This window comes from Epibacterium sp. MM17-32, from assembly GCF_022348205.1.
In the GTDB taxonomy this organism is placed as follows: Bacteria; Pseudomonadota; Alphaproteobacteria; order Rhodobacterales; family Rhodobacteraceae; genus Epibacterium.
The window spans coordinates 47,048-71,000 of record NZ_JAKRFC010000001.1; the positions used below are offsets into that span (position 1 = coordinate 47,048).

22 protein-coding genes are annotated in these 23,953 nt (G+C 63.1%); 14 read left to right on the plus strand and 8 right to left on the minus strand.

Translation table 11 applies throughout. The annotated features are described in order from the left end of the window. Positions 1–1,078 precede the first annotated feature (1,078 nt). The 4 genes from MHM88_RS00225 (at position 1,079) to MHM88_RS00240 (ending at position 6,460) form a co-directional block, all read left to right on the plus strand. A complete protein-coding gene (locus tag MHM88_RS00225; protein WP_239358871.1) occupies positions 1,079–3,901 on the plus strand; it encodes a glutamine-synthetase adenylyltransferase in 2,823 nt (940 codons plus the stop codon). Then, positions 3,882–4,178 carry a hypothetical protein gene (locus MHM88_RS00230; protein ID WP_239321900.1) on the plus strand — a complete coding sequence of 99 codons (297 nt, stop codon included), beginning with the start codon at positions 3,882–3,884 and terminating at the stop codon, positions 4,176–4,178. The genes MHM88_RS00225 and MHM88_RS00230 overlap by 20 nt, the downstream gene beginning before the upstream one ends. A gap of 511 nt (positions 4,179–4,689) precedes the next feature. Then, positions 4,690–5,907 (plus strand): RSP_2647 family RNA methyltransferase, encoded by a 1,218-nt coding sequence (locus MHM88_RS00235; protein ID WP_239358873.1) that lies wholly within the window; start codon positions 4,690–4,692, stop codon positions 5,905–5,907. A gap of 10 nt (positions 5,908–5,917) precedes the next feature. After that, positions 5,918–6,460, plus strand: coding sequence for an RSP_2648 family PIN domain-containing protein (locus MHM88_RS00240; protein WP_239358875.1), 543 nt, complete (start codon positions 5,918–5,920; stop codon positions 6,458–6,460). Between the two features lie 92 nt (positions 6,461–6,552). Here MHM88_RS00240 and MHM88_RS00245 read toward each other — a convergent pair whose 3' ends face one another. Beyond that, on the minus strand, positions 6,553–7,539 hold the full coding sequence (locus MHM88_RS00245) for an LLM class flavin-dependent oxidoreductase (protein WP_239358877.1): 987 nt from the start codon (positions 7,537–7,539) through the stop codon (positions 6,553–6,555). A 90-nt stretch (positions 7,540–7,629) separates the two neighbouring features. Next, the gene (locus MHM88_RS00250; protein WP_239358879.1) at positions 7,630–8,316 is read right to left on the minus strand and encodes a M48 family metallopeptidase; all 687 of its coding nucleotides are present in this window, start codon (positions 8,314–8,316) and stop codon (positions 7,630–7,632) included. A gap of 119 nt (positions 8,317–8,435) precedes the next feature. On the opposite strand from MHM88_RS00250, the gene MHM88_RS00255 reads away from it, so the two are divergent. Both MHM88_RS00255 and MHM88_RS00260 read left to right on the plus strand, forming a co-directional pair. Further along, a complete protein-coding gene (locus tag MHM88_RS00255; protein WP_239358881.1) occupies positions 8,436–9,593 on the plus strand; it encodes a sialidase family protein in 1,158 nt (385 codons plus the stop codon). Positions 9,594–9,830: 237 nt separating this feature from the next. Next, the gene (locus MHM88_RS00260; protein WP_239358883.1) at positions 9,831–10,196 is read left to right on the plus strand and encodes a hypothetical protein; all 366 of its coding nucleotides are present in this window, start codon (positions 9,831–9,833) and stop codon (positions 10,194–10,196) included. Positions 10,197–10,379: 183 nt separating this feature from the next. On the opposite strand, the gene MHM88_RS00265 is transcribed toward MHM88_RS00260, so the two are convergent. The 4 genes from MHM88_RS00265 to MHM88_RS00280 form a co-directional block, all read right to left on the minus strand. Next, positions 10,380–11,564: a VWA domain-containing protein gene (locus MHM88_RS00265; protein ID WP_239358885.1), complete on the minus strand. Its 1,185-nt coding sequence runs from the start codon at positions 11,562–11,564 to the stop codon at positions 10,380–10,382. A gap of 20 nt (positions 11,565–11,584) precedes the next feature. Beyond that, the gene (locus tag MHM88_RS00270; RefSeq protein WP_239321883.1) at positions 11,585–11,752 is read right to left on the minus strand and encodes a hypothetical protein; all 168 of its coding nucleotides are present in this window, start codon (positions 11,750–11,752) and stop codon (positions 11,585–11,587) included. Between the two features lie 194 nt (positions 11,753–11,946). Further along, the gene (locus tag MHM88_RS00275; RefSeq protein ID WP_239358887.1) at positions 11,947–13,308 is read right to left on the minus strand and encodes a DUF2927 domain-containing protein; all 1,362 of its coding nucleotides are present in this window, start codon (positions 13,306–13,308) and stop codon (positions 11,947–11,949) included. 247 nt (positions 13,309–13,555) lie between these two features. Further along, positions 13,556–14,395, minus strand: a complete 840-nt coding sequence (locus MHM88_RS00280) for a MoxR family ATPase (protein WP_239321879.1) — start codon at positions 14,393–14,395, stop codon at positions 13,556–13,558. Between the two features lie 187 nt (positions 14,396–14,582). Here MHM88_RS00280 and dksA point away from each other — a divergent pair, with 187 nt between their 5' ends. Then, positions 14,583–15,005: an RNA polymerase-binding protein DksA gene (gene dksA, locus MHM88_RS00285; RefSeq protein WP_005634254.1), complete on the plus strand. Its 423-nt coding sequence runs from the start codon at positions 14,583–14,585 to the stop codon at positions 15,003–15,005. A gap of 94 nt (positions 15,006–15,099) precedes the next feature. Beyond that, positions 15,100–16,269 (plus strand): FAD-dependent oxidoreductase, encoded by a 1,170-nt coding sequence (locus MHM88_RS00290; RefSeq protein ID WP_239358889.1) that lies wholly within the window; start codon positions 15,100–15,102, stop codon positions 16,267–16,269. A 171-nt stretch (positions 16,270–16,440) separates the two neighbouring features. Here the strand turns inward: MHM88_RS00290 and xth are convergent, their stop codons facing one another. Further along, positions 16,441–17,247 (minus strand): exodeoxyribonuclease III, encoded by an 807-nt coding sequence (gene xth / locus MHM88_RS00295; RefSeq protein WP_239358891.1) that lies wholly within the window; start codon positions 17,245–17,247, stop codon positions 16,441–16,443. Positions 17,248–17,621: 374 nt separating this feature from the next. Here xth and MHM88_RS00300 point away from each other — a divergent pair, with 374 nt between their 5' ends. The 3 genes from MHM88_RS00300 to MHM88_RS00310 all read left to right on the plus strand — a co-directional run bounded on the left by MHM88_RS00300 (position 17,622) and on the right by MHM88_RS00310 (position 19,969). After that, a complete protein-coding gene (locus MHM88_RS00300; RefSeq protein ID WP_239321873.1) occupies positions 17,622–17,843 on the plus strand; it encodes a hypothetical protein in 222 nt (73 codons plus the stop codon). A gap of 261 nt (positions 17,844–18,104) precedes the next feature. Continuing rightward, positions 18,105–18,989: a hypothetical protein gene (locus MHM88_RS00305; protein ID WP_239358893.1), complete on the plus strand. Its 885-nt coding sequence runs from the start codon at positions 18,105–18,107 to the stop codon at positions 18,987–18,989. Then, positions 18,986–19,969, plus strand: a complete 984-nt coding sequence (locus MHM88_RS00310; RefSeq protein ID WP_239358895.1) for a DMT family transporter — start codon at positions 18,986–18,988, stop codon at positions 19,967–19,969. Before MHM88_RS00305 ends, MHM88_RS00310 begins: the two co-directional genes overlap by 4 nt. Positions 19,970–20,119: 150 nt before the next feature. On the opposite strand, the gene MHM88_RS00315 is transcribed toward MHM88_RS00310, so the two are convergent. Continuing rightward, complete coding sequence (locus MHM88_RS00315; protein WP_239321867.1) at positions 20,120–20,443, minus strand: iron-sulfur cluster assembly accessory protein; 324 nt, start codon at positions 20,441–20,443, stop codon at positions 20,120–20,122. A 90-nt stretch (positions 20,444–20,533) separates the two neighbouring features. Between MHM88_RS00315 and MHM88_RS00320 the strand changes: the two genes are divergently transcribed. The 3 genes from MHM88_RS00320 to argS all read left to right on the plus strand — a co-directional run bounded on the left by MHM88_RS00320 (position 20,534) and on the right by argS (position 23,885). Beyond that, on the plus strand, positions 20,534–21,685 hold the full coding sequence (locus MHM88_RS00320) for a deoxyguanosinetriphosphate triphosphohydrolase (RefSeq protein WP_239358897.1): 1,152 nt from the start codon (positions 20,534–20,536) through the stop codon (positions 21,683–21,685). An 86-nt stretch (positions 21,686–21,771) separates the two neighbouring features. Then, positions 21,772–22,071: a hypothetical protein gene (locus tag MHM88_RS00325; protein ID WP_239358899.1), complete on the plus strand. Its 300-nt coding sequence runs from the start codon at positions 21,772–21,774 to the stop codon at positions 22,069–22,071. A gap of 71 nt (positions 22,072–22,142) precedes the next feature. Further along, positions 22,143–23,885, plus strand: a complete 1,743-nt coding sequence (gene argS, locus MHM88_RS00330) for an arginine--tRNA ligase (RefSeq protein WP_239358901.1) — start codon at positions 22,143–22,145, stop codon at positions 23,883–23,885. The last annotated feature ends 68 nt before the right edge of the window (positions 23,886–23,953 follow it).

The window sequence follows — 23,953 nt, forward strand, 5'->3', positions numbered from 1 at the left end:
AAATGTCTCGGCTGCAAATAACCTTTGCAAATGGCCGCATGTTGGGGGCTCACGGCCCCTTCTTACTCTTTATCCGCCCACTCTTTACGCGACTGGTACAAATTTGGGTTAGAAAAGCTTCTCCTACGTATAATCATCGTAAGCTGCTCAAAGTTTAGTCAAGCTTGCATTGAATTATATTCACAATTTTCAATTCTTGATGTAGGCAGGACGCGGATCTTGCAGCCCCCGGTTGTCGGTGATCGTGTTGGACTTCCGAAAAACACGAGACGCATGCGCTTTCCGACAGAATCAGTCTGCTCCGCAGACCCGGCGGATTCGGGGCTGGTTTTACGGATTCGGTCGTCGCTCAGGTGGGAGGGCAGGGCGCGCTGCGTCGTCGGCCGGTCTGGTCGCCTCCCGGCCAGACGACGCGAGGTTGCCTGTCCACCTGCCGGTTCTGTCGCAGGGGCGCGATGCATCTGTTGACAGGGAGGGGGTCCGGTCACGCGGCCGAGTCTTAACAGATCAGGAGCAAGGCCAGGCGCGCCGATGCGCCGGGACATCACCCATCGCTGCGCGTGGGGCACCGGCGGTGGAGCGTGTCACTTGGGTCAGGATTACAGGATATCCGTCGAAAAACAGGCGGAAAACGCGGCGCAAGCACCAATGGCTGAGCCATGCGACCTCGGGACGCGCGACGGCGTCTGATGAAGGAAGGCCAAGGATGCGGTCACGCTCCCAAAACCACGTGTTAACCTTTACGCTAAATCCGGACTGTCGCCCGGCAATCCAGGACAAAGACTGTGCCTGGACATCTGTACTGTTTACCTGAATCACTCGGTCCCCGAAACGGGAACGTGACCACGTTACCATAATATCGCAGTTTCTGCATTCGTGGAAGTGGGTAGTGCGCCGGAATTTGGTAAGGAATACCTCCTTTTATGCGACATTTTGTCGTTTTTAATCCTCCCGAGTCTTTTGCGGCCTCCGTGCTCGGCCAGCGCATTTGAAAAAGTCAAATCTGTTACCGGAGTGATCCGGGCTTTGGCGCGAGATTGGGATTGACCCTCCCGGCTGCGCGCCACAGTCTCTCGCCATGACGACCTCGCTGACGATACATCGCTGCCCCCGCCCGCTGGACCCGGACATCGGGACCGAGGCGGTTGCCGGTCTTGCGCATCTGGCACCCGATGCCAGGGCCGTGCTCCTGGGGGCCGCCGGCAGCAGCCCCTACCTGAAGACGCTGATCCAATCCGAGCGCGACTGGATCGAGGCGGCCCTGTCCGATCCCGAAGGCGCGCGCGACGCGGTCTTTCAAACCTGCCGCGCCTCTGCCCCGGATCAGGTGAAGTCTGTGCTGCGCGCAGGCAAACGCCGGATCGCACTGCTCTGTGCGTTGTGCGATCTTTCGGGCCATTGGCCGCTCGAAGAGGTCACGGGCACGCTCACCCGGTTTGGTGAGTTGGCGGTGGATGTGGCGCTGAAGGCGGAAATCGCGCTGCTGATCAAACGGCGCAAGCTGCCGGGGATGAGCGAAGACGACATCGCCACCGCAGGCGGGATGAGCGTCTTTGCCATGGGCAAGATGGGCGCCTATGAGCTGAACTACAGTTCCGACATCGACCTCATCTGCCTCTTTGATGAAACCCGATTTGAACGGGATGATTTCCTTGAGGCCCGTCAGGCCATGGTACGCGCCACCCGCAATATGAGCGCGGCGCTGAACGATCGCACCGCCGAGGGCTATGTCTTTCGTACCGATCTCAGGCTGCGCCCGGACCCGTCGGTGACGCCGGTGGCGCTGGCGATGGCGGCAGCGGAACAGTATTACGAGAGCCTTGGCCGCACCTGGGAGCGCGCCGCCTATATCAAGGCGCGCAGCTGTGCGGGCGATATCGCGGCGGGCGAGAAGTTCCTCAAGACGCTGACGCCCTTCGTGTGGCGGCGGCACCTGGATTTCGCCGCCATTGAAGACGCCCACAACATGCGCCTGCGCATCCGCGAGAACAAAGGCACCGGTGGCCCGATCACGGTTCTGGGGCACGATATGAAGCTGGGCCGCGGCGGGATCCGCGAGATTGAGTTCTTCACCCAGACCCGCCAGCTGATTGCAGGGGGGCGCGATCCGTCGCTGCGGGTGCGGGGCACCGTCGAAGGGTTGCAGGCGCTATCGCGCGCGGAGTGGATCTCGGCGGAGGTGTCCGACACGCTGGTGCGTCACTACCGCGACCACCGCGAGATCGAGCATCGCATCCAGATGGTCCATGATGCCCAGACCCACCGCATGCCCACCTCCGAAGAAGGTCTGTCGCGCGTGGCCTGCCTGATGGACGTGGAGCCGGAGGCCTTTATCGCGGATCTGCGCGAGCGACTGGAAGAGGTGCACTGTCTGACCGAGGATTTCTTTGCCCCCGGCACCAGCGCCAGAGCGGCAGAGCCGCTGCCGGAGGATCTCGACCAATCGGTGATTGCGCGCTGGCCCAGCTATCCGGCGCTGCGCTCTGATCGCGGCGCGCGGATCTTTGAACGTCTGAAGCCTGAATTGCTGAGCCGCCTGTCGCGCACCGCCAATCCGGGTGAGGCGCTATTGGCGCTGGATGGGTTTCTGGCCGGAATGCCCGCCGGGGTGCAGCTGTTTTCTCTCTTTGAGGCCAACCCGCAACTGATTGATCTGCTGGTCGATATTGTTGGCACCTCGCCGGCGCTTGCCAATTACCTGTCACGCAATGCATCGGTGTTCGACGCGGTGCTCGATGGCGGCTTTTTTGCCGACTGGCCCGGACGTGAGGCCCTGATTGCGGAACTCAAGCACGCCTTGGACAGTGAGAGCGACTATGAACGCCAGCTTGACCTGACCCGGCGCTGGCACCGCGAATGGCACTTTCGCACCGGGGTGCATCACCTGCGCGGTCTGATCGATGCCGATACTGCCGGTCAGCAATATGCCGACCTCGCCGATGCGGTGATCATTGGCCTGCTGCCCAAGGTCGCCGCGCAATTTGCCGCCAAACACGGGCCGATGCCGGGGCGCGGCTGCGTGATCCTCGGGATGGGCTCGCTGGGGGCAGGGCGGCTGACGGCGACCTCCGATCTGGATCTGATCATGATCTACGATCCGCTGGAGGAGGAGATGTCCGATGGCAAGCGCCCGCTGGCGGTGCGGCCCTACTATGCGCGGCTGACCCAGGCGATGGTGACCGCCCTGACCGCCCCCATGGCGGAGGGGCGTCTCTACGAGGTCGACATGCGCCTGCGCCCCTCCGGCAATCAGGGGCCGGTGGCCACCAGCTGGCAAAGCTTCACCCAGTATCAGGAGAACGACGCCTGGGTCTGGGAGCATCTGGCGCTGACGCGGGCGCGTGTGGTGGCCGGAGAGGACACACTCGCGCGGGATCTGGAAAAATTCCGCTGCGATTTCCTCGCCCGTCCCCGAGATCGCACCGACGTCCTGCGCGAGGTCGCCGAGATGCGCCGCAGGCTTGCGGCCGCAAAATCGCCCGACGGGCCGTGGGACGCCAAAACCGGCCCGGGCCGGATGCTCGATATCGAATTGGTGGCGCAGGCCGGAACGCTCTTGGCCGGGCAGCCCACGCGCGCGGTGCAGGACGGGCTGACCGCCGGGGTCGCCTCCGGGTGGCTGGATGACGCGGATGCGCAGGCGCTGGGCGCCGCCTATCGGCTATGCTGGGCGGTACAAAGCGCGGCGCGGCTGATTGCGGGCAAGGGCTCTGATGGTGCGGTGCGGGGTGAGGGGGGCTCGGCCTTCCTGCTGCGCAGCACCGGTTACGATACCATCGGCCTGTTGCAGCAGGCCCTTGAGGACGCCTATGCAAGCGCGGCCGTGCGGATCGACGCGGGTGTGGGCCAGTTCGCGGCAGAAGAAACGGAGATCAAGACGGATGACGACACAGACCTCTGAGCTTCAGGAACTGGACCCGAAGGGGCTGATCCGCGAATCCTATCGCATCGAGGGCATTGACCCCAGCCAGTGCCGCAGCATCTTTTTCGACTGGGCGCTGTCGATGCCGGTGGACACCGACACCGAGGCGGCGCTCTCGGTGCTGCTCGACCATTACGGCGCGGCCCATCCCGATCATCCGATGACCGTGGTCCTGCGCGACGGGCTGGCCGGGGGGCAGCAGCGCCCCAAACGGCGCGGGGGCTGGCGCTCCCGGCCACGGGATCCGGCGTCCTGATCCGGACGCTGGCCGGGAACTCGGCGTCGGTGGTGACAGGCGGCCCCGTTGTTGATCTGGTCACTGGCCCCGTCGCTGGTCTCGACGGCCGCGCGCTGGATTGTGGTTAACAACTCCTTAAAATGTTCCGGTTCCGTCGAATTCCTGCCCTCTTTGCACGACAAAACCCTGCCAAGCAGACAGAAAGAGTGCGCGCAAAGGCGGCACGAAGGAGGGTTCCATGGGTTTCATGCGTTTTCTGGCAGTCCTTGCGTTGGGCGGATCGCTTGCCGCATGCGGGGCGGTGGATGTGCCGTCGCGGAATGCGACTCTGGCGCCCCTGGGAAGCATTGCCCCGGCGATCGCCCCGATGCCTTCGGACAACAGCCCACATTGGGCGACGGCTGGTGCCTGGTGAGCAGAGGCAGCACCTGACGGTTGACTGACCGGCCTCGCGGGCGGCGCGCCAGCCCTTGGGGCGGTGATGCGTTTTCTATCTTGGGGCAGGCGGGAACTCGCGCTATGTGGGGGCATGACAGATGCTGACCTGACCCTGCCGCCGCGCCCGCGCGTGAAGATGAAACCCAAATCCAATGCCCGCGCCATCCGCCACGGCTTTCCCTGGGTCTATGCCAACGAACTGGTGACCGACCGGCGCACCAAGAAACTCGCGCCCGGCAGCCTCGCGGTGCTGGAGGATGAGGCGGGCCGCAGCCTCGGACTGGTGGCCATAAACCCCGAGAGCAAGATCATCGCCCGGATGCTGGACCGCAACCCGGAAGCGCAGATTGATGTGGCGTGGTGTGCCGCGCGCCTGTCGCGGGCGCAGGAGTTGCGCGCCCAGCTGTATGATGCGCCGTTCTATCGTCTGGTGCACGCCGAAGCCGATGGTTTGCCCGGCGTGGTGATCGACCGTTTTGGCGACACATGCGTGATGCAACCCAATGCGGCCTGGGCAGAGGTACATCTGGAGGCTTTGACGCAGGCGCTGGGCGAGGTCACCGGCTGCACGGTGATCCTGAAAAACGCCTCCGGGCGCACCCGTGGGCTTGAGGGGCTGGACGATCAGAACGCAGTGCTGAAAGGCGCGGCCCCCGAGGCACCGGTGCCGGTGGTGATGAATGGCGCCACCTATATGGCGGATCTGACCGGCGGGCAGAAGACCGGCCTGTTTTATGACCAACGCGACAACCACGCCTTTGCCGCGCGTTTGGTGGCGCCGGGCGCACGGGTGCTGGATGTGTTCTCTCACGTGGGGGGCTTTGGTCTGGCGATGCTGGCGGCGGGCGCGGGGCATGCGACCTGTGTCGACGGTTCTGCTGCCGCGCTTGATCTTGCGACAGCGGGCGCCGCGGCCTCCGGCCACGGCGACAGGTTTAAAGCCCGTCAAGGCGATGCCTTTGACGTGCTGGCGGCACTTGGCGCAGAGGGCGCACAATTTGATGTGGTGGTCTGTGATCCACCCGCATTTGCGCCCTCAAAACAAGCGCTTGAGGCGGGTTTGCGCGCATATGAGCGGGTGGCAAAGCTGGCGGCTCCTCTGGTCAAGCCTGGTGGGTATCTGGGTCTGTGTTCCTGCTCTCATGCGGCGGATCTGACCCGGTTCCGCAATGCCTCGGCACGCGGGATCGGCAAGGGCGGGCGGCGTGGGCAGCTGCTCCACACGGGCTATGCTGGCGCGGATCATCCGCAGATGCCGCAACTGGCCGAGAGCGGCTATCTGAAGGCCGTGTTCTTCCGTCTCGATTGAGGGCCTACCTGTGAAGCTGCTGCTGGACACCTGTGTGCTCTACCCGACGGTGATGCGCGAGATGCTGTTGGGGGCAGCGCGGGCGGGGCATTTTGTGCCGCTCTGGTCGGCGCGTATTTTGGGTGAGTGGGAACGGGCAGCGGTCAAACTTGGTCCCACCGGTGCGGCGCAGGCCAAGGCCGAGATCGCGCTGTTGAACGCGGGCTGGCCAAAGGCGGCGGTTGCGGCCAATTCGGGCCTTGAGGCGCGTCTGTGGTTGCCGGATGAGAATGACATTCACGTGCTTGCCGCTGCGATTGCGGGCCATGCAGATGGGATCGTGACCGTCAATGCAAAGGACTTTCCCCGCCAGACGCTGGCGGAGGAGGGGCTGACGCGTATCGCGCCAGATGAGCTGCTCTATGACTTCTGGCTGAAGGATCCTGAGGGTATTGAAGCCGTGGGGCAGGCGGTTCTGGCAGAGGCGAACCGGCTGTCCGGCGAGGTCTGGCAGATGCGGGCGCTGTTGAAAAAGGCGCGCTTGCCACGTGTTGCTAAGGCTTTGGGTCAATAACAAGGCCACGTCCGACCGAGAGGTCGGACAGCCCCCGACCCTCCCCATGGGAGGGGGCTTTACCCCCACCCAGGCTCGGGGGCCGTCCTTTGTCAGCTGTTGCCCAAAATCTCTGCCGCGATCTCGAAGGAGCGCAGCCGCGCGTCGTGATCGTGGATCTGCCCGGTCAGGATCACCTCATCTGGCTGAAAGGTCTCGATCAATCGCGCAAGATCTCCGCGCACCGTCTCTTTTGATCCCGTCGCCGATATGGTCAGTGCTTGATTGACCCCCGCCAGGATCTCCGGCGTCAACACATCCGCGATATTGTCCACGGGCGCCGGCAGCTTGCCGGGCATGCCCAGACGCAGGCGGGCAAAAGCCTGCTGCATGGTGGTGCGCAGCCGCTCGCCCTCGGCATCACTCTCGGCGGCAAAGACGTTGATCGCCAGCATCGCGTGGGGTTCTGCGAGGGTCGGTGAGGGGCGAAACTGGCGGCGATAGACTTCAAAAGCCTGCTCCAGCGCTTGCGGCGCAAAATGCGAGGCAAACGCGTAGGGCAGCCCCAGTGTTGCCGCAAGCTGCGCGCCGTAAAGGCTCGACCCCAGCATCCAGACCGGCACCTGCGTGTTCTCGCCGGGGATGGCGCGCAGAGTGCTGCCCTCACGCTGTGGCCCGAAATAAGAGATCAACTCCTGCACGTCCTGCGGAAACGGATCCCCGGAGTCCTGCAACCCGCGTCGCATCGCGCGCATCGCCGCCATATCGGTTCCCGGTGCGCGCCCCAGACCAAGGTCGATCCTTGGGCCATGGATTTCGGCCAATGTGCCAAAGGCCTCTGCCACCATGTAAGGCGCGTGATCGGGCAGCATGATGCCCCCCGCGCCGATGCGCATGGTAGAGGTCGCCTGCGCGATATGGCCGATCATCACCGCCGTTGCGGCGCTGGCGATACCGGGCATGTTGTGATGCTCCGCCAGCCAGTAGCGGTGATAGCCCCAACGCTCTGCGTGTTGGGCCAGATCGGCGCTATTGGCAAGCGCCTGAGCGGTGGTGGATCCTTCTGGCACCGGGGCGAGGTCGAGGACGGAATAGCGCATGAAAACCTTCTCCTTGCAGGAAGGTTTAGGTAAGGATCGCGGCGGGCGGGTGCAAGGGGGCGAGGAGAATAAGAGGGCCGGACCGGCGGGTCAGGCGTCGCCCCATTTGTGTTCCAGCCGCTCTAGGGCGGCAATGCGCTCATCCGTCTTGGGGTGGCTCATCAGCCATGCAGGCGCCATGCCCGCGCGGGAGTTGGTGAGCTCTTCCAGCTTGCGAAACAGGCTCTTTTGCGGCTCCACGCCGATCCCGGCCTTGGTCAGAAGGGCGGCCGCATATTCGTCGGCCTCGTATTCATCGCCGCGCGACAGGCGCGCCGCCAGAAGGCTGGTAAGAACACCCGCGATCCACGGGCCGATAAAGGGAATATAGCGTCCGATCACCATCATCAGCACGGTGCGCAGCGCATTCTGGCCTGAGAAATCGATCATCCGTTTCTTGGCATGCCCCAGTGCCACATGGCCCAGCTCATGCGCGATGACGCTTGTCAGCTCCGCATCCGTGACCTCGCCGTTCTGGAACTTGCGATAGAACCCACGGGTGATGAAGATGCGCCCATCGGGGGCGGCAAGACCGTTCACCGGGTCGATCTCATAGATGTAGACCGGGATGCGCGGCAACTCCAGCGCGGCGGCAAGCCGGTCGGTCATGCGCTTGAGATGTGGATCGGCCAGCTCGGTCGAGCGGGCATCAAGTTCGCGGTGGGTGCGCCAAACGGACAGGCGGTACATCACCAGCCCGTAGATCACCGCCAAAAGGATGGGAGTTAGTCTCAGCATGAACCTGATATGGGCGGGTTTTGGCTCTGCGGCAAGCGGTTCGCGTAATTTTAAAGGGGCCGCATGCCAGCACCATGTTACCCTAGGGCACAATTCTGGCGACACGGGAGGGGGGAAGCATGGATGGCACGGTCACGGTACTGGTGGGCTCGACCAAGGGCGCGTTTCTGATCGACGGGGGCACGGAGCGTACCGGGTGGCACGTGCGCGGCCCCTTCTGCGACGGCTGGCCGATCAACCATGTGGTCGGCGATGCCGAGAGCGGGACGATCTGGGCTGGTGGCGGCAGCGAGTGGAATGGGGCCGGGATCTGGCGCTCATCGGATCAAGGCGAAAGCTGGCAAGTCACGCGCCTCACCCGAGGCACCACTGATGACTGGGCCGAAAAGGATCCCGATTTTGCGGCAATGATCGGCTATGAACCCGTCGAGCTGCCCTTTGGCAGCGACTTCCAGCAGATCTGGTCCATCGGTATCGGGCAGGGGGTGCTTTATGCGGGCACCAAACCTGCGTCATTGCTGCAAAGCCGCGATGGCGGCGAGAACTGGACCCTTGTTGAGGGGCTGAGCCATCATCCCTCGGCAGGCAGCTGGAACCCTGGCGCGGCAGGGCTGGTGCTGCACACGATCCTGACCGACCGGGAGCGACCGTCGCACCTGTGGTGCGGGATTTCGGCAGCCGGTGTTTTTGCGAGCGAGGATGGCGGTGAGACTTGGGAGCGGCGCAACCGGATGTCCAATGCGGAAAGTTGCGCGCATCACGACCACCCCGCAGGGCCGCGCGATGGCGAGACCGGGCATTGCGTTCATAACATGGTGCGCGCTCCGGGAGATCATGAGCTGATCTATCAGCAAAACCACCATGGGGTCTGGAAGTCGCGCGATGGTGGCCGCAGCTGGGACGACATCAACGCCGGCCTGCCTTCGACCTTTGGGTTTCCCATCCACGTGCATCCCCGCGACCCGGACACGATCTGGACGCTGCCCCTGAACGGGGATAGCGCCGGGCGCTTTCCACCGGACGCGGCAGCAGCGGTGTGGCGCTCGCGCGATGGAGGCGAGAGCTGGCAGGATTGTCGGGACGGGCTGCCGCAGGAGGGGTGTTTCTTCACCGTGCTGCGTCAGGCCATGGCAGGGGATCGGCGTGACCCGGCAGGGGTCTATTTTGGCACCAATTCCGGATCGGTCTTTGCCAGTTTCAACGAAGGCGACCAATGGCAGGAGATTGCACGCCACCTGCCCACGATCCTGTCGGTTGAGGTGCTGGACCGCGCCTGAGCCGCGTGCGGCCAGTGAAACAGGGGAGGTGTTGCGCTTTGCTTTGCAAATCGCGCTGGGGCGGCGGCCGCGCCTTCGGCGCGGCCGCCGCCCGGCCCAACGCTTTTGATGCAGGCTTTGCCTGTGTTGAAAGGGGCGGGAGCCTCCCAGTTTGCTAGATGCATCGCGACATTTGTTCCTATAGCGCCCTGGCCGGGGCCGGTGTTCACTCCTATTGACTGAGCAGGAGTTGATCCGATGAATGTCTTCTTACTGAGTGCGGCGGCGTTGGCTGCAGTCTGGACCTTGGTGCATGGGATCGTCGGGGGACGGCAATGTGCGCGGCCCCTTGCTGCGGATCAGCAGCTCATCCCGGTCGTGCGTGAAACAGTTCTTCTGTGCTGGCATCTGGTGACCGGAGCATTGGCGCTGATGGCGCTGTTTTTATGTCTCGCTGCGTTTGGGCGCACTGACATGGCGCTGGCGGGGATACTGCTGGCAGCCGTGACCGCAGGCATTGGCATCGCATGGCCGCCCTTGCGCGGGGTGTCCTATGGGGTGTTGCCGCAGGGGTGGCTTTTTGTGCCGGTGGTCCTGTTGGCGGCGTGGGGGCTCTGGGGATAGCATGGGCCCTGTGTCCCTTGAGTATGTGGCAGCAAAGCTGACCTTTTGTTTCGTGCGCGAAACAGTGGGGCAATAGGGCTGATACTTTTTGTGGGCCAGCAGGCTTCGCGCTCCCCCAAATGCGGGTTGCAATTTGAGAGAGCGTAGCCTTTACAATGCGTTAAGGCATATTTCGCACGTCATTCAACGTGTCAGTTCCCGCATGCCGCGCTCCAGCCCGTCGAGCGTCATCGGCACCATGCGATCCTCAAAGATCTCGCGGATCATCTGGATGGAATGGGTGTATTCCCAGTATTTCTCCGGCACCGGGTTGATCCACAGATGCGAGTTCCATTGCGCACGGGCGCGCTCCAGCCAGACCTGACCGGCCTCCTTGTTCCAGTGCTCATTCGCCCCGCCGGGATAGGCGATCTCATAAGGAGACATCGACGCATCGCCGACAAAAATACATTTGTAATCCGGCCCATAGGTCCGCAGCACCTCATGGGTTGGGGTCTGCGCATCCCAGCGGCGGCGATTGTCGCGCCATACCCCCTCGTAGAGGCAATTGTGGAAGTAGTAGTATTCCAGATGCTTGAACTCGCTGCGGGCCGCGGAGAACAATTCCTCCACCAGCTTGATATGCGGATCCATCGACCCGCCCACATCGAGAAACAACAAGACCTTCGCGGCATTGTGGCGCTCGGGCCGGGTTCTTACATCGAGATAGCCGTTCTCGGCGGTCGAGCGGATGGTGCCGTCGAGGTCCAACTCTTCGCGGGCGCCCTCGCGAACCCAGCGACGCAGACGCTTGAGCGCCACTTTGATGTTGCGCGTGCCCAGCTCAACATCGCCGTCTAAGTTCTTGAATTCACGCTTGTCCCAGACCTTGACCGCACGCTGATGGCGGCTTTCTTTCTGGCCGATGCGCACGCCTTCGGGGTTGTAGCCATAGGCGCCAAAGGGCGAGGTTCCGGCAGTGCCGATCCATTTGTTGCCCCCCTGATGGCGGCCTTGTTGTTCCTTCAGGCGCTCTTTCAGGGTTTCCATCAGCTTGTCAAAGCCACCAAGAGCCTCAATCTCGGCGCGTTCCTCGGCCGAGAGATGTTTCTCCGCCATCTTGCGCAGCCACTCCTCGGGAATGTCTACGGCTTCCATCACAGCAGAGGCGGGGATCTGGTCGAGACCTTCGAAGGTGGCGGCAAAGGCGCGGTCGAATTTGTCGAGGTTGCGCTCGTCTTTGACCATGACGGCGCGCGCGAGGTAGTAGAACGCCTCCACGTCATAGGTGACCAGACCGGCCTTGAGCCCTTCCAGAAACGCAAGATATTCGCGCAGCGAGACCGGAACGGCGGCGGCGCGCAAGTTCTCGAAGAAGGGCTGAAACATGGGGTCTCCGTCGCTTTGGGTCAGACCAGCATGCGGTGGGTGATGATGGTGCCGAACAGGCCGAGGATACCAAAGATCATGCCGTAGACAGCCCCGTATTGCAGCATATCGGCGATATTGCCGCCACGTTTGCGGGCCTTGAAGGCACCAAGGGCTGCACCAAAGAGCAATGCGAAGATCACGATCATGACGGGTCTCATTCAGATTAGGACTGACCGGTCAGAGACCGCCAGTGCGCGGAGTGGACCCCCGGGGCCGGTTTAGGGACGCGATCAAACCAGCGGAAGGGGGCGGTTGTGTCGCATATAGCTTGCGAGTCCGGGATGTGCAAAGGCCCGGTGGCGGGGCTGGGAGGATGCCGGCTCCAGCGCGGGGGCGCGGGTTACGGGCGTGGCGCTTCGTGTGCGGCGGCCACCTCCTGCAGCGGGCTGGCATAGGGCACCTCGGCGCCATGACCATAGAGCCCCCACCCAAGGCTGTCGGTGCGCAGGGCAGCGGCAGCTTGCGGATCGCCGCGGAGGTCGGCCAGCTGTGCCTTGAGCATCAACAGGGTGGACAGCAGCGCGGCATTCTGGCCCCGTCGCGCAGCGGGCAAGGCGCGTTCGATCAGCGTGCTCGCGCGGTCGAGGTCACCGGCCCGCAAGGCATAGGCGGCGAGGCGCGATTCGATCAGGGCACGGTGTTTGGCGGTGTCGGCGCCGGTGCCAAGATAGGTCAGCGCGGTGCGGAAATGCGCCTGCGCCAAGGCGGGGTTGCGGATCTGTTCGGAGCGCCCCACCAGAAAATGCCCAAAGGCGCGGCGGTGGTCGCGCCAGCCCAGGTCCCGGGCAATGGCAGCGGTGGCATGGGCGGCGCGCCTGCGGTCGGCAGCGCTGGAGCCAGCCCCCAGCGCGGTTTCAACCGCCGCCACCCAGGCGGGGGGCGTGGCTGGCAACGGGGCAGGGGCCTGCGTGCGGCCCCGCGGATTGAGCCGGTCGAGGATCGCGGGAAGACGGTCGGCCACCTGCTGGCGTGTCATCCCGGTGTGCAGGGCCGAGTCATATGTCGCGCGCAGGATGAGCATGTCAAACCCGGTGAGCACCGCATGCACATTGTCATCGTTGAACACGGAGTCCGGCAGGCGATAGAGGTCGTTCAACGGTCCCAGCGCCTGTGCAAGCTCTTCGTGCAGGCAGTCGCGCAGTTCCTGCGGGCTGACGTCATTGGGCACAAAGATGGCCAACCGGTCCCGGCTGCGCAGCTCTTTCCAGTCGGTCTGCGGCGCGCGGCGGTTGTGACGGAACTCTTCCAGAGAGCTGACATTGGGCACCACGAAACAGGCGGCCTGGGGCAGCAGGCGCTGAATCCGATGGCGCGGCACGGCCTCGATGGTGATGCTGGCGGTGCCCGGCTCCTGGGTCATGCGGATGTCGAGGCCGGCCTCGGCGCGCAGCCGTGCCAGAAGTGCTGTCAGATCCGGTTGCATCGTGACCGTCGGCTGCCCGGTGATCGCCACCCGCACCGGGCCCTCGAACCGGGTGAAGACCGGCAGCGGTGTTCCGCCTTCGAGCTGAAAGTGCAGATCAAGGAAGTCCCGCGCCATATCGCTGTTGGCACGGTGGGCCGGCGTGGCGGCGCGGGTGGGAAAGGTGCGGATCGGGGGTAGCGTCAGCGAGGTCGAGGCCGAGGAGGCGCGCGAGGGCGGAGATCCGGCCGTGTCACATCCTGCCGCCAGCAGTGCCAGCGCCAGACCGGCCAGGGCCATGGGTCTTGTGACCGCCGCCAGACTCCGAGGTGTCCGTGCGGCTAGAGAAAGTAAAATCGTCAATCGAACATGCCCCGCATCGCCGCCAGACCGGCAGCCCCGGTAGAGTATGACAGTCTTTGCAGAAAATTGAGGCAAGAATTTGAAACAACCGCGCCCCGCCCGGTCTCGGGGCGGGGGCACCCTTCTGCCCGGGGCTGAAACGGCTCTGCCCGGGGCTGAAACGGCGGAACTCGGGGGGGGCTGCTCAGCGCCCGCGACGGGCCATGAAGGCGAGGCGTTCGAACAGATGCACATCCTGTTCGTTCTTCAGCAGTGCACCATGCAGTTTTGGCAGCGCGTTGGCGCCATCCCGTTTCAGATCCTCTGGGCTCAGGTCCTCGGCCAGCAAGAGCTTCAGCCAGTCGATCACCTCGGAGGTGGAGGGCTTTTTCTTCAGGCCCTGCGTCTCGCGGATTTCGTAGAACTGCGTCAGCGCGGCGGACAGCAGGTCGCCCTTGATGCCGGGATGATGCACCTCGACGATCTGGCGCATGGTGTCGGCATCGGGAAAGCGGATGTAGTGAAAGAAGCAGCGGCGCAGAAATGCGTCGGGCAGTTCTTTTTCATTGTTGGAGGTGATGATCATCACCGGGCGGTGCTTGGCCCTGATGGTCTCGCCGGTCTCGTAGACGTGGAACTCCATCTTGTCGAGCTCTTGCAGCAGGTCGTTGGGGAACTCGATGTCGGCCTTGTCGATCTCGTCGATCAGCAGCACGACCTTCTCATCCGCCTCGAAGGCCTCCCAGAGTTTGCCCTTCTTGATGTAGTTCCTGACGTCGTGGACGCGTTCCTCGCCAAGCTGGCTGTCGCGCAGGCGCGAGACGGCATCATACTCGTAAAGCCCCTGCTGGGCGCGGGTGGTGGACTTGACGTTCCACTCGATCATGCGCAACCCAAGCGCGTCGGCAACCTGCTTTGCCAGCTCGGTCTTGCCGGTGCCCGGTTCGCCCTTGACCAGCAAGGGGCGCTCCAGCGTGACGGCGGCATTGACCGCGACTTTCAGGTCCTCGGTGGCCACGTAATCCTTAGTGCCCTGAAATCTCATCAACTCTTCCTCCGGTTGCGCCTTAGTATTGCCGAATTGATCTGCCAGGGTCCGGTATAATCACAGCGCGCAACTATTGTGTAGTGACATTCGCGGCGCTTGGGATTAAACGCTGCGGCATGGGGGAGCTATGATGCTTGGAAAGATTGAAGAGACCAAGATTATGGGCCAGACCGAAGGAGCCGAAATGAAGCAGGACGTGTTTCTGCCGGAGGACTATCGCCCGGCCGAAGACGAGCCGTTTATGAATGAACGGCAGATGGAGTATTTTCGCCGCAAGTTGTTGAACTGGAAAGCCGAGCTTTTGGATGAAAGCCGGGATACCATCGAGGGCCTGCAAGAAAACACCCGCAACATTCCCGATGTGGCAGACCGTGCCAGCGAAGAGACCGACCGGGCCCTCGAGCTGCGCACACGCGACCGTCAGCGCAAGCTGGTGGCCAAGATCGACGCCGCGATCCGCCGGATTGACGAGGGAGAATATGGCTATTGCGACGTGACCGGAGAGCCGATCTCCCTGAAACGTCTCGACGCCCGCCCGATCGCCACCATGAGCCTTGAGGCGCAGGAACGGCATGAACGGCGCGAGAAGGTCCATCGCGACGACTAATTTTACAGTCATCCACAAGTTTATAAAGCGCCGGGCCTTTTGCTCCGGCGCTTTTTTGTTATGAGCTTGCTCTTGGCAAGCGGGCATTGGGTGCATGGATTTCAAGGATATCAGGATAACGGTCATCGGCGCCGGGATTGGCGGGCTTGCAGCGGCCTACCTGTTGCAGCGCCAGGGGGCGCAGGTGACGGTGCTGGAGCAGGCCGAGGAAATTTCCGAGGTCGGGGCTGGGTTGCAGGTCACGCCCAATGGCGTTGCAGTGCTGAAGGCGATGGGTCTGGCCGATGATCTGGCCTGGTGTTCGCAGCGCGCCCGCGCCGTGGTGCTGCGCCATCACCGGGAAGGGCGCGAGGTGCTGCGGCTGGATCTGGATCAATACGCCCATGATCTGCGCTATTACTTCGTGCACCGCGCCGACCTGATCAATCTGCTGGCGGATGCAGTGCGCCGCTCCGGCGTGCAGCTGCGCCTGTTGCAAAAGGTAAGCACGGTGGTGCCGGGCGCGCGTCCGAAGGTGCAGCTTGGCAATGGCGCCAAATGCGGCGCCGATCTGGTCATCGGCGCGGATGGGCTGCATTCCCGGGTGCGGCCAGTGCTCAACGCCGCAGGGGCGCCAAAGTTTACCGGACAGGTGGCGTGGCGGGCGACGGTGCCAAACCGGTTTGATCTGGCGGCCGAAGCGCAGGTCTTTATGGGGCCGGGGCGGCATTTGGTGGCCTATCCGCTGAAAGACGGCTCGCTGGTCAATCTGGTGGCGGCGCAGGAGCGGCGGCAATGGGCGGAGGAAAGCTGGAGCCACGGGGACGATCCCGACAACCTGCGGCGGGCGTTTGCGATGTTCGGGGGTCTTGCGGCGGAGATGCTGGCGGATGTGCGTGACGTGAAGCTCTGGGGGCTGTTCCGCCACCCGGTGGCGCAGGTGTGGGGGCGTGATGGCGTGGCGCTCTTGGGGGATGCGGCGCATCCGACGCTGCCCTTTATGGCGCAGGGGGCGAATATGGCGCTCGAAGATGCCTATGCCTTGGCGGATTGCCTGTCCGCTGCGGATGATCTTGAGGCGGGACTGTCGGCCTATCAGCTGCGCCGCCGGGCCCGGGTGGCCAAGGTGGTGGAGGCGGCCAATGGCAATGCGTGGAAATACCACCTGCGCCCGCCACTGAGCTGGCCTGCCCATCAGATCCTGCGTGTGGCAGGGGCGCTTGCGCCGCAAAAAATGGTGAGCCAGTTTGACTGGATCTATCGCCACGACGAGACGGCGCGCTAATCAATCCTGAATTTGAGGAGAGGTTTCGCTTTGGGCTTTGCCCAAAGCGACCAGCGCCGCGCAGGCGCGCCCTTCGGGCGCGCCTGCGCGGCGCTCGGCCCAACGGGAGCGGGCGCATTTTAATGCTGTCCGCGACGGGCGGGAGGGCGCCCGCTGTACGCGATTTTTGCGTCAGAGATCGAGGTCAACCCAGATCGGAACGTGATCGGACGGTTTCTCGCGTCCGCGAATGTCCTTGTCGATCTGGCAGTCGCGCAGCAGATCCGCCGCCTGCGGTGTCAGCAGGACATGGTCGATGCGGATGCCGTCATCGCGGTTCCACGCCCCCGCCTGATAATCCCAGAAGGTATAGTGACCGGGGCCACGGGTGCGGGCGCGGAAGGCTTCGGTAAAGCCGAGGTTCACGATACGCTGAAACGCGGCGCGGCTTTCGGGGCGGTGCAGGGCATCCTCGCGCCAGGCCTCGGGGCGTTTGGCATCCTCGGCCTGGGGGATGATGTTGTAGTCGCCCGCCATCAGCGCCGGCATCTCCTCCGCCATCAACTCGGTGGCGCGGGCCTTCAGGCGCGCCATCCAGCCGAGCTTATATGCATATTTCCCCCCGGCAACCGGCGTGCCGTCATCGTTCAGTTCGACCGGGTTGCCGTTGGGCAGGTAGAGGCCACAGATACGCAGGGCCTGTTTGCCCACCACCGTTGCCTCGATCCAGCGCGCCTGTTCGTCGCTGTCATCCCCGGGCAGGCCACGACGGACATCCTCCAGCGGCAGCTTGGACAGGATCGCCACCCCGTTGAAGCTCTTCTGGCCGTGGGTTTCCACGTTATAGCCGCGCTCTTCAAAGATCTCCCGGGGGAAGGCTTCGTCGACGGATTTGATCTCCTGCAGCACCGCCACATCGGGCTGGGCCTCGTCGAGCCAGTCGGCCAGGGCGTTCACACGGGCCTTGATGCCGTTGATGTTGAAACTGGCGATCTTCATGGCGGCCTCCGAATTGAACGTGCTGCGATGTCTATCGCCCAAAACTCCGCCCCCCGCAAGGCGTCCCCCGGCACCGCGGCGAAAGCCAAGCGCAGATACCCGGTTTGCGAGAGAATCACCCTTTGCGATCCCGCTTAGCAAGAATGCACGCACAACCTGTCGGTGCTTCAATTTGTTTTGCAGTTTTGTAGTTGTGGGTAATGCTGTGGATTTTTTGTGGGTAAGTCCGAATGCATCCCGAAATCAATTTATTGTTAATCGAAATTAATGTAAGGTTTATTCTCTATTTCTGGCGTATCGCAATTTAATGCTTGATTATTTTTGGAGGGCTGGCAGCTTTTAATTATCGATTTATCCAGATGAGGAGAAAAATCATGGGTGCTCTGAAAAAGACTGTTGTCGTGTCCGAAACCGTTTCCGGTGCTTTTGCGGGTGAGAATGTGGGCCTGGTCAGCTCGACGTGCCTCGGTGGTGAACATGAGGGCGCGCATGTATCCCTCTACAGCTCCACATGTATTTCCACATCCAAGGGTGATCTGCACGCCGGCGACGATACCCATATGGTGTCTTCGACCTGCCTCGATCCGGTGAAGTAATTTACCATCCCCGGCCGGGATGGAGGTGTGATCCAGTTTCCGGCCGGGGCAAATTTCATTTTCCGAACATTGGGGGCTGTCATGGGGCAAGTGCTTTCATTTTCTTTGGCGCAGGCGCGTAAACCTGAATCCCCAATCCCGGGACTCCTCGAGAGTTTTGGTTCATTTCGAAAGGATCGTCTTGATGTTCTGTGGTTGAAAGAGAATGCAGAGCTTCTGAATGTTTTAGAAACCACAGGTAGTAAAATAGAAAGTGAAGTAATGGAGCCGTTGTTTCCTTTTTATGAAGGAAGCCTGCGGCATCTGAATTTCTTTCGCCAGTATTACCGGTTCATTCTCTCGATCTGCCTGGATCTCGAGGATCTCGGTCTGCCGGGAACGCGTGGTGAGGTCATGGCGGATTGGGTGGCGCGCCGGGCGGTCGGGGTCAGTGAAATGTCCGATCTGCAACGGGCGGAGGCGCGCAGGCTCCTCGCGCGCAGGGGGATCGAGCTGGCTGGCGTGGACGGGCTCGACGACCGGTTGCGCGCGTTCATGCGCCAGAGCGCGGAATTTGCGGTGCCCAATCGCAAGGCCGCCTATGAGCTGACGCATGTGGTCTTCTACCTGAGCGAATACGGGCGCCGGCCGCTGCAGCTGGAGCCGGAGGAATGGCAGAGCCTGCTGTTTGCCGGGCTGGTGGCCTATCTCGACCAAGATGTTGATTTGCTGTCGGAAATCTGCATCGCAATGCGGTTCTGCAACGAGACGCCACCCGCGGAGTGGCAGGCCTGGCTGGACCGTCAGCTGCACGGGTTTTCCCTCACCCCGGCCCGCGGATGGGTCGGCAATGATGACTACCATCCCTACCTTATGTGCAACTGGTTTCAACTTGTGGTTGGACGCACGGCCTTTTCTGATGCAGACTGCGAAGGGTCGGTAGTGATTGAGGGGCCGCATAGCCCCGGTGCGTTACGGGGGGTGTCGATGGCGCTTTATACCTTGTTGGACCAGGCGCCAGGAGACTGGCCAAAGATCAAGAGCACCTTGTGCCAGGCGTTGAGCGCCGAAGAGTGCGAGGTTCTGGCGCAGGCCGAGGCCAGCACGCCCGCGTTCGAGGCCTTCTTTGAGACCTTCGCGCGATTTGGGCAGGTTGGGCCGCAATGAGTCCGGTCGCCTTTGGGGTTCTGGCGGTTCTGATTTACACCGGCCTGATTGCCGGGGCTGACGGGATCACCAAGTTGATCGCCACGGGGTTTGCGCCTGCGCAGCTGTTTGCCGTCTCCGGCCTGCTGGTGGCGGGGTTCTGCCTGGTGGCCAGCCGGATGCAGGGACATCCCGAGCGCCTTCGGACACAGTGTCCGCGCGCGATGGCGGTGCGGGCGGTGGCGACCGTTCTGGCCTGCACCAGCTTCTACTTTGCCTTCCGGTATCTGGCCCTGGCCGAGGTGTTTGTCTTTGTCGCGCTCATGCCGTTGATGGCGGCGGTGCTGTCCGGTCTGATCCTGAAAGAGCGCATCCGGCCTGCGGTCTGGCTGGCGATCTGCCTCGGCGGCATCGGGTTGCTGGTGATGCACCCGGGGGTGCATATGGGCGCGTTCACCGGCTCGGCGATGGCCATGGCCGGCATGAGTTTCGGAACCCTGTCCATCGTCATGGCGCGCTACATCAGCCGCTATGACGGCAATGTGCTGGCGCAGGTGTTCTATCCGAACCTGACGCTGGGGCTGGTGATGCTCTGCATGCTGCCCTTTGTCTGGAAGCCGATGACGGCGGTGGATCTGGCCTGGGTGGGGGCCTATGCGGTGTTGCTGTTTGGCGCGCGCTGGCTGCTGGTGCTGGCGCTGCGGCATCTGCCAGCCTATACCGTGACACCCTTGCTGAACCTGCAATTTGTCTGGATGGCACTGATCGGGCTGGTCGCCTTTGGCGAGGTGCCGCCGGTGACGACCTATCTGGGCATGGCGGTGGTCGCGGCCTCCGGTGTGTTCCTGGTGTGGGACCAGGCGCAGGCCGCGCGCGCCGCGGCGCAGCCCAAGCCACGCCTGCCCGCAGTGCCCGGCGGCGGTCGGCGGCGGACGCAGGCGCGCAATATCGTATCCACGGGACGGGCGCGGCGCCGTGGCACTTGGCGGGCCGGGCGCTGAGCGTTAGCCGGTCTGCGCGTTTGTCTGTGACTGCGATCAGCGCCCGAGCGACGGTTGGTCACGCGCTGGATATACGGACCACATCCTGTCCTGGCGGCTGAGGTGCCCGGGCACGCGCCGCCGGACCCAAGCCGTGGCGGCGCAAGCGCGTTACATCGAAAACGACGTGCCGCAGCCGCAGCTGGAGGTGGCGTTGGGGTTCTCGATCGTGAAGCGCGCACCGATCAGTTCCTCGGTAAAGTCGATCACCGCGTTCTCCAGGAAGGGCAGGGAGATCTCGTCGACGACGACTTTCTGACCCTTGCCTTCGAGCACGAGGTCGTCGGAATTCGGCGTGTCGAGCGCGATTTCATACTGAAAGCCCGAGCAGCCGCCGCCTTCGACCGCGATGCGCAGGGCCTGACCCTGATCCGCTGCGCCGATTTCGGCGAGCCGGTCAAAGGCGCGATCCGTCACTTTTGGGGGCAGTTGCATGCTGGTTTTCTCCGATGGCGTGTTGCAGCGTCAGGTCAAATATAGAAAGGTGCGCGCGAGGCGACAAGATTTGCCGGGGAAAAGAAACACATGTACGCGCCCTATGCCACCATGCCCGACCGTTCGCGCGGGCGATCCGTTTCCGAGGAAGAGAGCAGTTTTCGCTCGCCGTTCCAGCGGGACCGGGACCGGATTATCCATGCCAGCGCCTTTCGGCGGCTAAAGCACAAAACACAGGTCTTTGTCGAGCATGAGGGCGACAATTACCGCACCCGTCTGACCCATTCGATCGAGGTGGCGCAGGTGGGGCGCACGATTGCGGGGGCGTTGGGGCTCAATCAGGAGCTCACCGAGGCCGTGGCGCTGGCGCATGATCTGGGTCACACGCCCTTTGGCCACACCGGCGAGGATGCGCTGCACGAGATGATGGCGCCTTACGGCGGCTTTGATCACAATGCGCAGGCGATCCGCATCGTGACCGCGCTGGAAAAACACTATGCCGAATTTGATGGGTTGAACCTCACATGGGAGACGCTGGAGGCGATTGCCAAGCACAACGGCCCCGTGGTTGGCGAGCTGCCCTGGGCGCTGGCGGCCTGCAACAACGGGATCGATCTGGAGCTGCACACCCATGCCAGCGCCGAGGCACAGGTGGCGGCATTGGCGGATGACATCGCTTACAACCACCATGATCTGCATGACGGTCTGCGCGCGGGCCTGTTCAACGATGACGATGTGTGCAGCCTGTCGATCATCGCGCCGGCCTATGCGGAGGTGGATGCCAAATACCCCGGCCTCGACAAGAACCGCCGCCGTCACGAGGCGTTGCGCCGCTTCTTTGGGGTGATGGTGAGCGACGTGATCGACACATCAAGGGCCAAGATCGCCGCCTCTGGTGTGCAGTCGGTCGAAGAGATCCGAGCGCTCGATCATGCGGTGGTCACGTTCTCGGACGAGGTCTGGGCGCAGTTGAAGGAATTGCGGGCGTTCATGTTCACGCGGATGTACCGCGCGCCCTCGGTGATGGTGGTGCGCGAGCGCGTCGCCGTGGTGGTGAAGGCGCTGTTTGCCTATTACCTCAAGAACACGATGGCGATGCCGGAGCGCTGGCACGAGGAGATTGGCCGGGCCGAGACCGAAACGGATCGGGCGCGGATCGTGTCGGACTATATCGCCGGGATGACGGATCGCTTTGCGCTGCAACTTTATGACCGCTTGGCGCTTGGCGAGTTGGCCAGCTGACCGGGCAACTGGCGCTATCATGACGTGCCGCTGGCCCTATGCGCGGCCCGCGTGCTGTTTCACATGCAGGAGCGAAAGGACCGCTCATGCCGTGTTGGATTGTGACATTCGAGGACAGTGACGGCGTCTCGGCGCTGCGGACCGATCCGGCGCGCCGTGCCGCGCATATCGATTTTGTGCGCGCCTGCCCGGGGTTGCAGATCGGCGGCCCGCTGGCCCTGACGCCGATGCAGGATTTTCCCGGCGCCATCTGGACCGTCGAGGCCGAGACCCGGCAGGATGTGATGCGGCTGATCCAGCGCGATCCCTATTTTGTGGCCGGGCTGCGCCGTCCGGTGATCCGCAGGGAGACAGAGGAGGACCCGCTGGTCCGCCTCCTGCGCTGAGCCGCTTCGACGGTTGACCCTGAGCGCGCCCCTCGGTATCCGCAGAGGCTGATACCTATGGGACGCCAGATATGAACCTCTTTACCGATATTCGTACGCTTGTGATCGACAGCCTCGCGGCCATGACGGCTGAAGGCACGCTGCCGGAGGGGCTCGATTTTGCCAATGTGACCGTGGAGCCGCCCCGAGATGCGGCGCATGGCGACATGGCGACCAATGCGGCGATGGTGCTGGCGAAACCCGCCAAGAGCAAGCCGCGCGACATTGCCGAGGCGCTGGCCACAAAGCTGGCGCAGGATGCGCGCATCACCTCTGCCGAGGTGGCGGGGCCGGGGTTCCTGAACCTGCGGCTGGATCTGACGGTCTGGCAAAGCGTGCTGGGCAAGGCGCTGCATGAGGGCGAGGCCTATGGCCGCTCCGACATGGGGCAGGGCAAGAAGGTCAACGTCGAATATGTCTCCGCCAACCCGACGGGGCCCTTGCACGTGGGCCACACCCGCGGTGCGGTCTTTGGCGATGCGCTGGCGAGCCTGCTGGACTATGCAGGCTATGACGTCACCCGCGAATACTACATCAATGATGGCGGCGCGCAGGTCGATGTGCTCGCCCGCTCCGCCTATCTGCGGTATCTGGAGGCCCATGGGCAGACCGTGGAATTCCCCGATGGCACCTATCCCGGCGAATACCTCAAGGACGTCGGTGCGGCGCTGAAGGAGACATTCGGCGATACCTTTGTCGGCCAGCCCGAGGATGTCTGGCTGGAACAGGTGCGCGCGTTCTCGACCGAGATGATGATGGATCTGATCCGCGCGGATCTCGGCCTGTTGGGCGTGGAGATGGATGTCTTCTACTCGGAGAAATCCCTCTATGGCACCGGGCGGATCGAAGCGGCGCTGGAGAGCCTGGAGGCCAAGGGGCTGATCTACGAGGGCGTGCTGGAGCCGCCGAAGGGCAAGAAACCCGACGATTGGGAGCCGCGCGAGCAGACCCTGTTCAAGTCCACCGAACACGGCGACGACGTCGACCGTCCGGTGAAGAAATCCGACGGCGCCTGGACCTATTTCGCGCCGGACATCGCCTATCACTATGACAAGGTCAGTCGCGGTTTTGACATGCTGATCGACATCTTTGGTGCCGATCACGGTGGCTATGTCAAACGGATGAAGGCGGCGGTGTCGGCGCTGTCCGATGGTCAGGTGCCGCTGGATATCAAGCTCTGCCAGCTGGTGAAGCTGTTCAAGGACGGGCAGGAATTCAAGATGTCCAAACGGGCAGGGACCTTTGTCACCCTGCGCGATGTGGTTGATGCCGTCGGCTCGGATGTCACTCGGTTCATGCTGCTGACGCGCAAGAACGATCAGGGCTTTGACTTTGATCTCGACAAGGCGCTGGAGCAGTCCAAGGACAACCCGGTGTTCTACGTGCAATATGCCAATGCGCGGATCTGCTCGACCCTGCGCAAGGCGGGCGAGGCGGGGATCGCCTGCGATGATGCGACGCTGAACGCGGCGGACCTGAGCCTGCTCACACACGAGGCGCAGCTGTCGGTTGCGCGGAAAGTCGCCGAGTGGCCGCGCCAGGTGGAGATCGCCGCGCGCACCAATGAACCGCACCGGATTGCCTTCTTCCTCTATGATCTGGCGTCTGATCTGCACGGGCTGTACCACCTTGGCAAATCTGAAGAAAGTTTACGATTTGTTAATGAGAGCAGCCAATCGGCAACACATGCCAATTTGGCGCTGGCGCGGGCTGTTTCCATTGTCATTTCCGCCGGGCTTGGTATTCTTGGCGTCAAACCGGCGCAGGAGATGTGACACCAAAGTCACCCGAACCGCCGGATCGAGGCAGATCAAGAGACCCGATGCGCAGTGGCCCCGCCGGA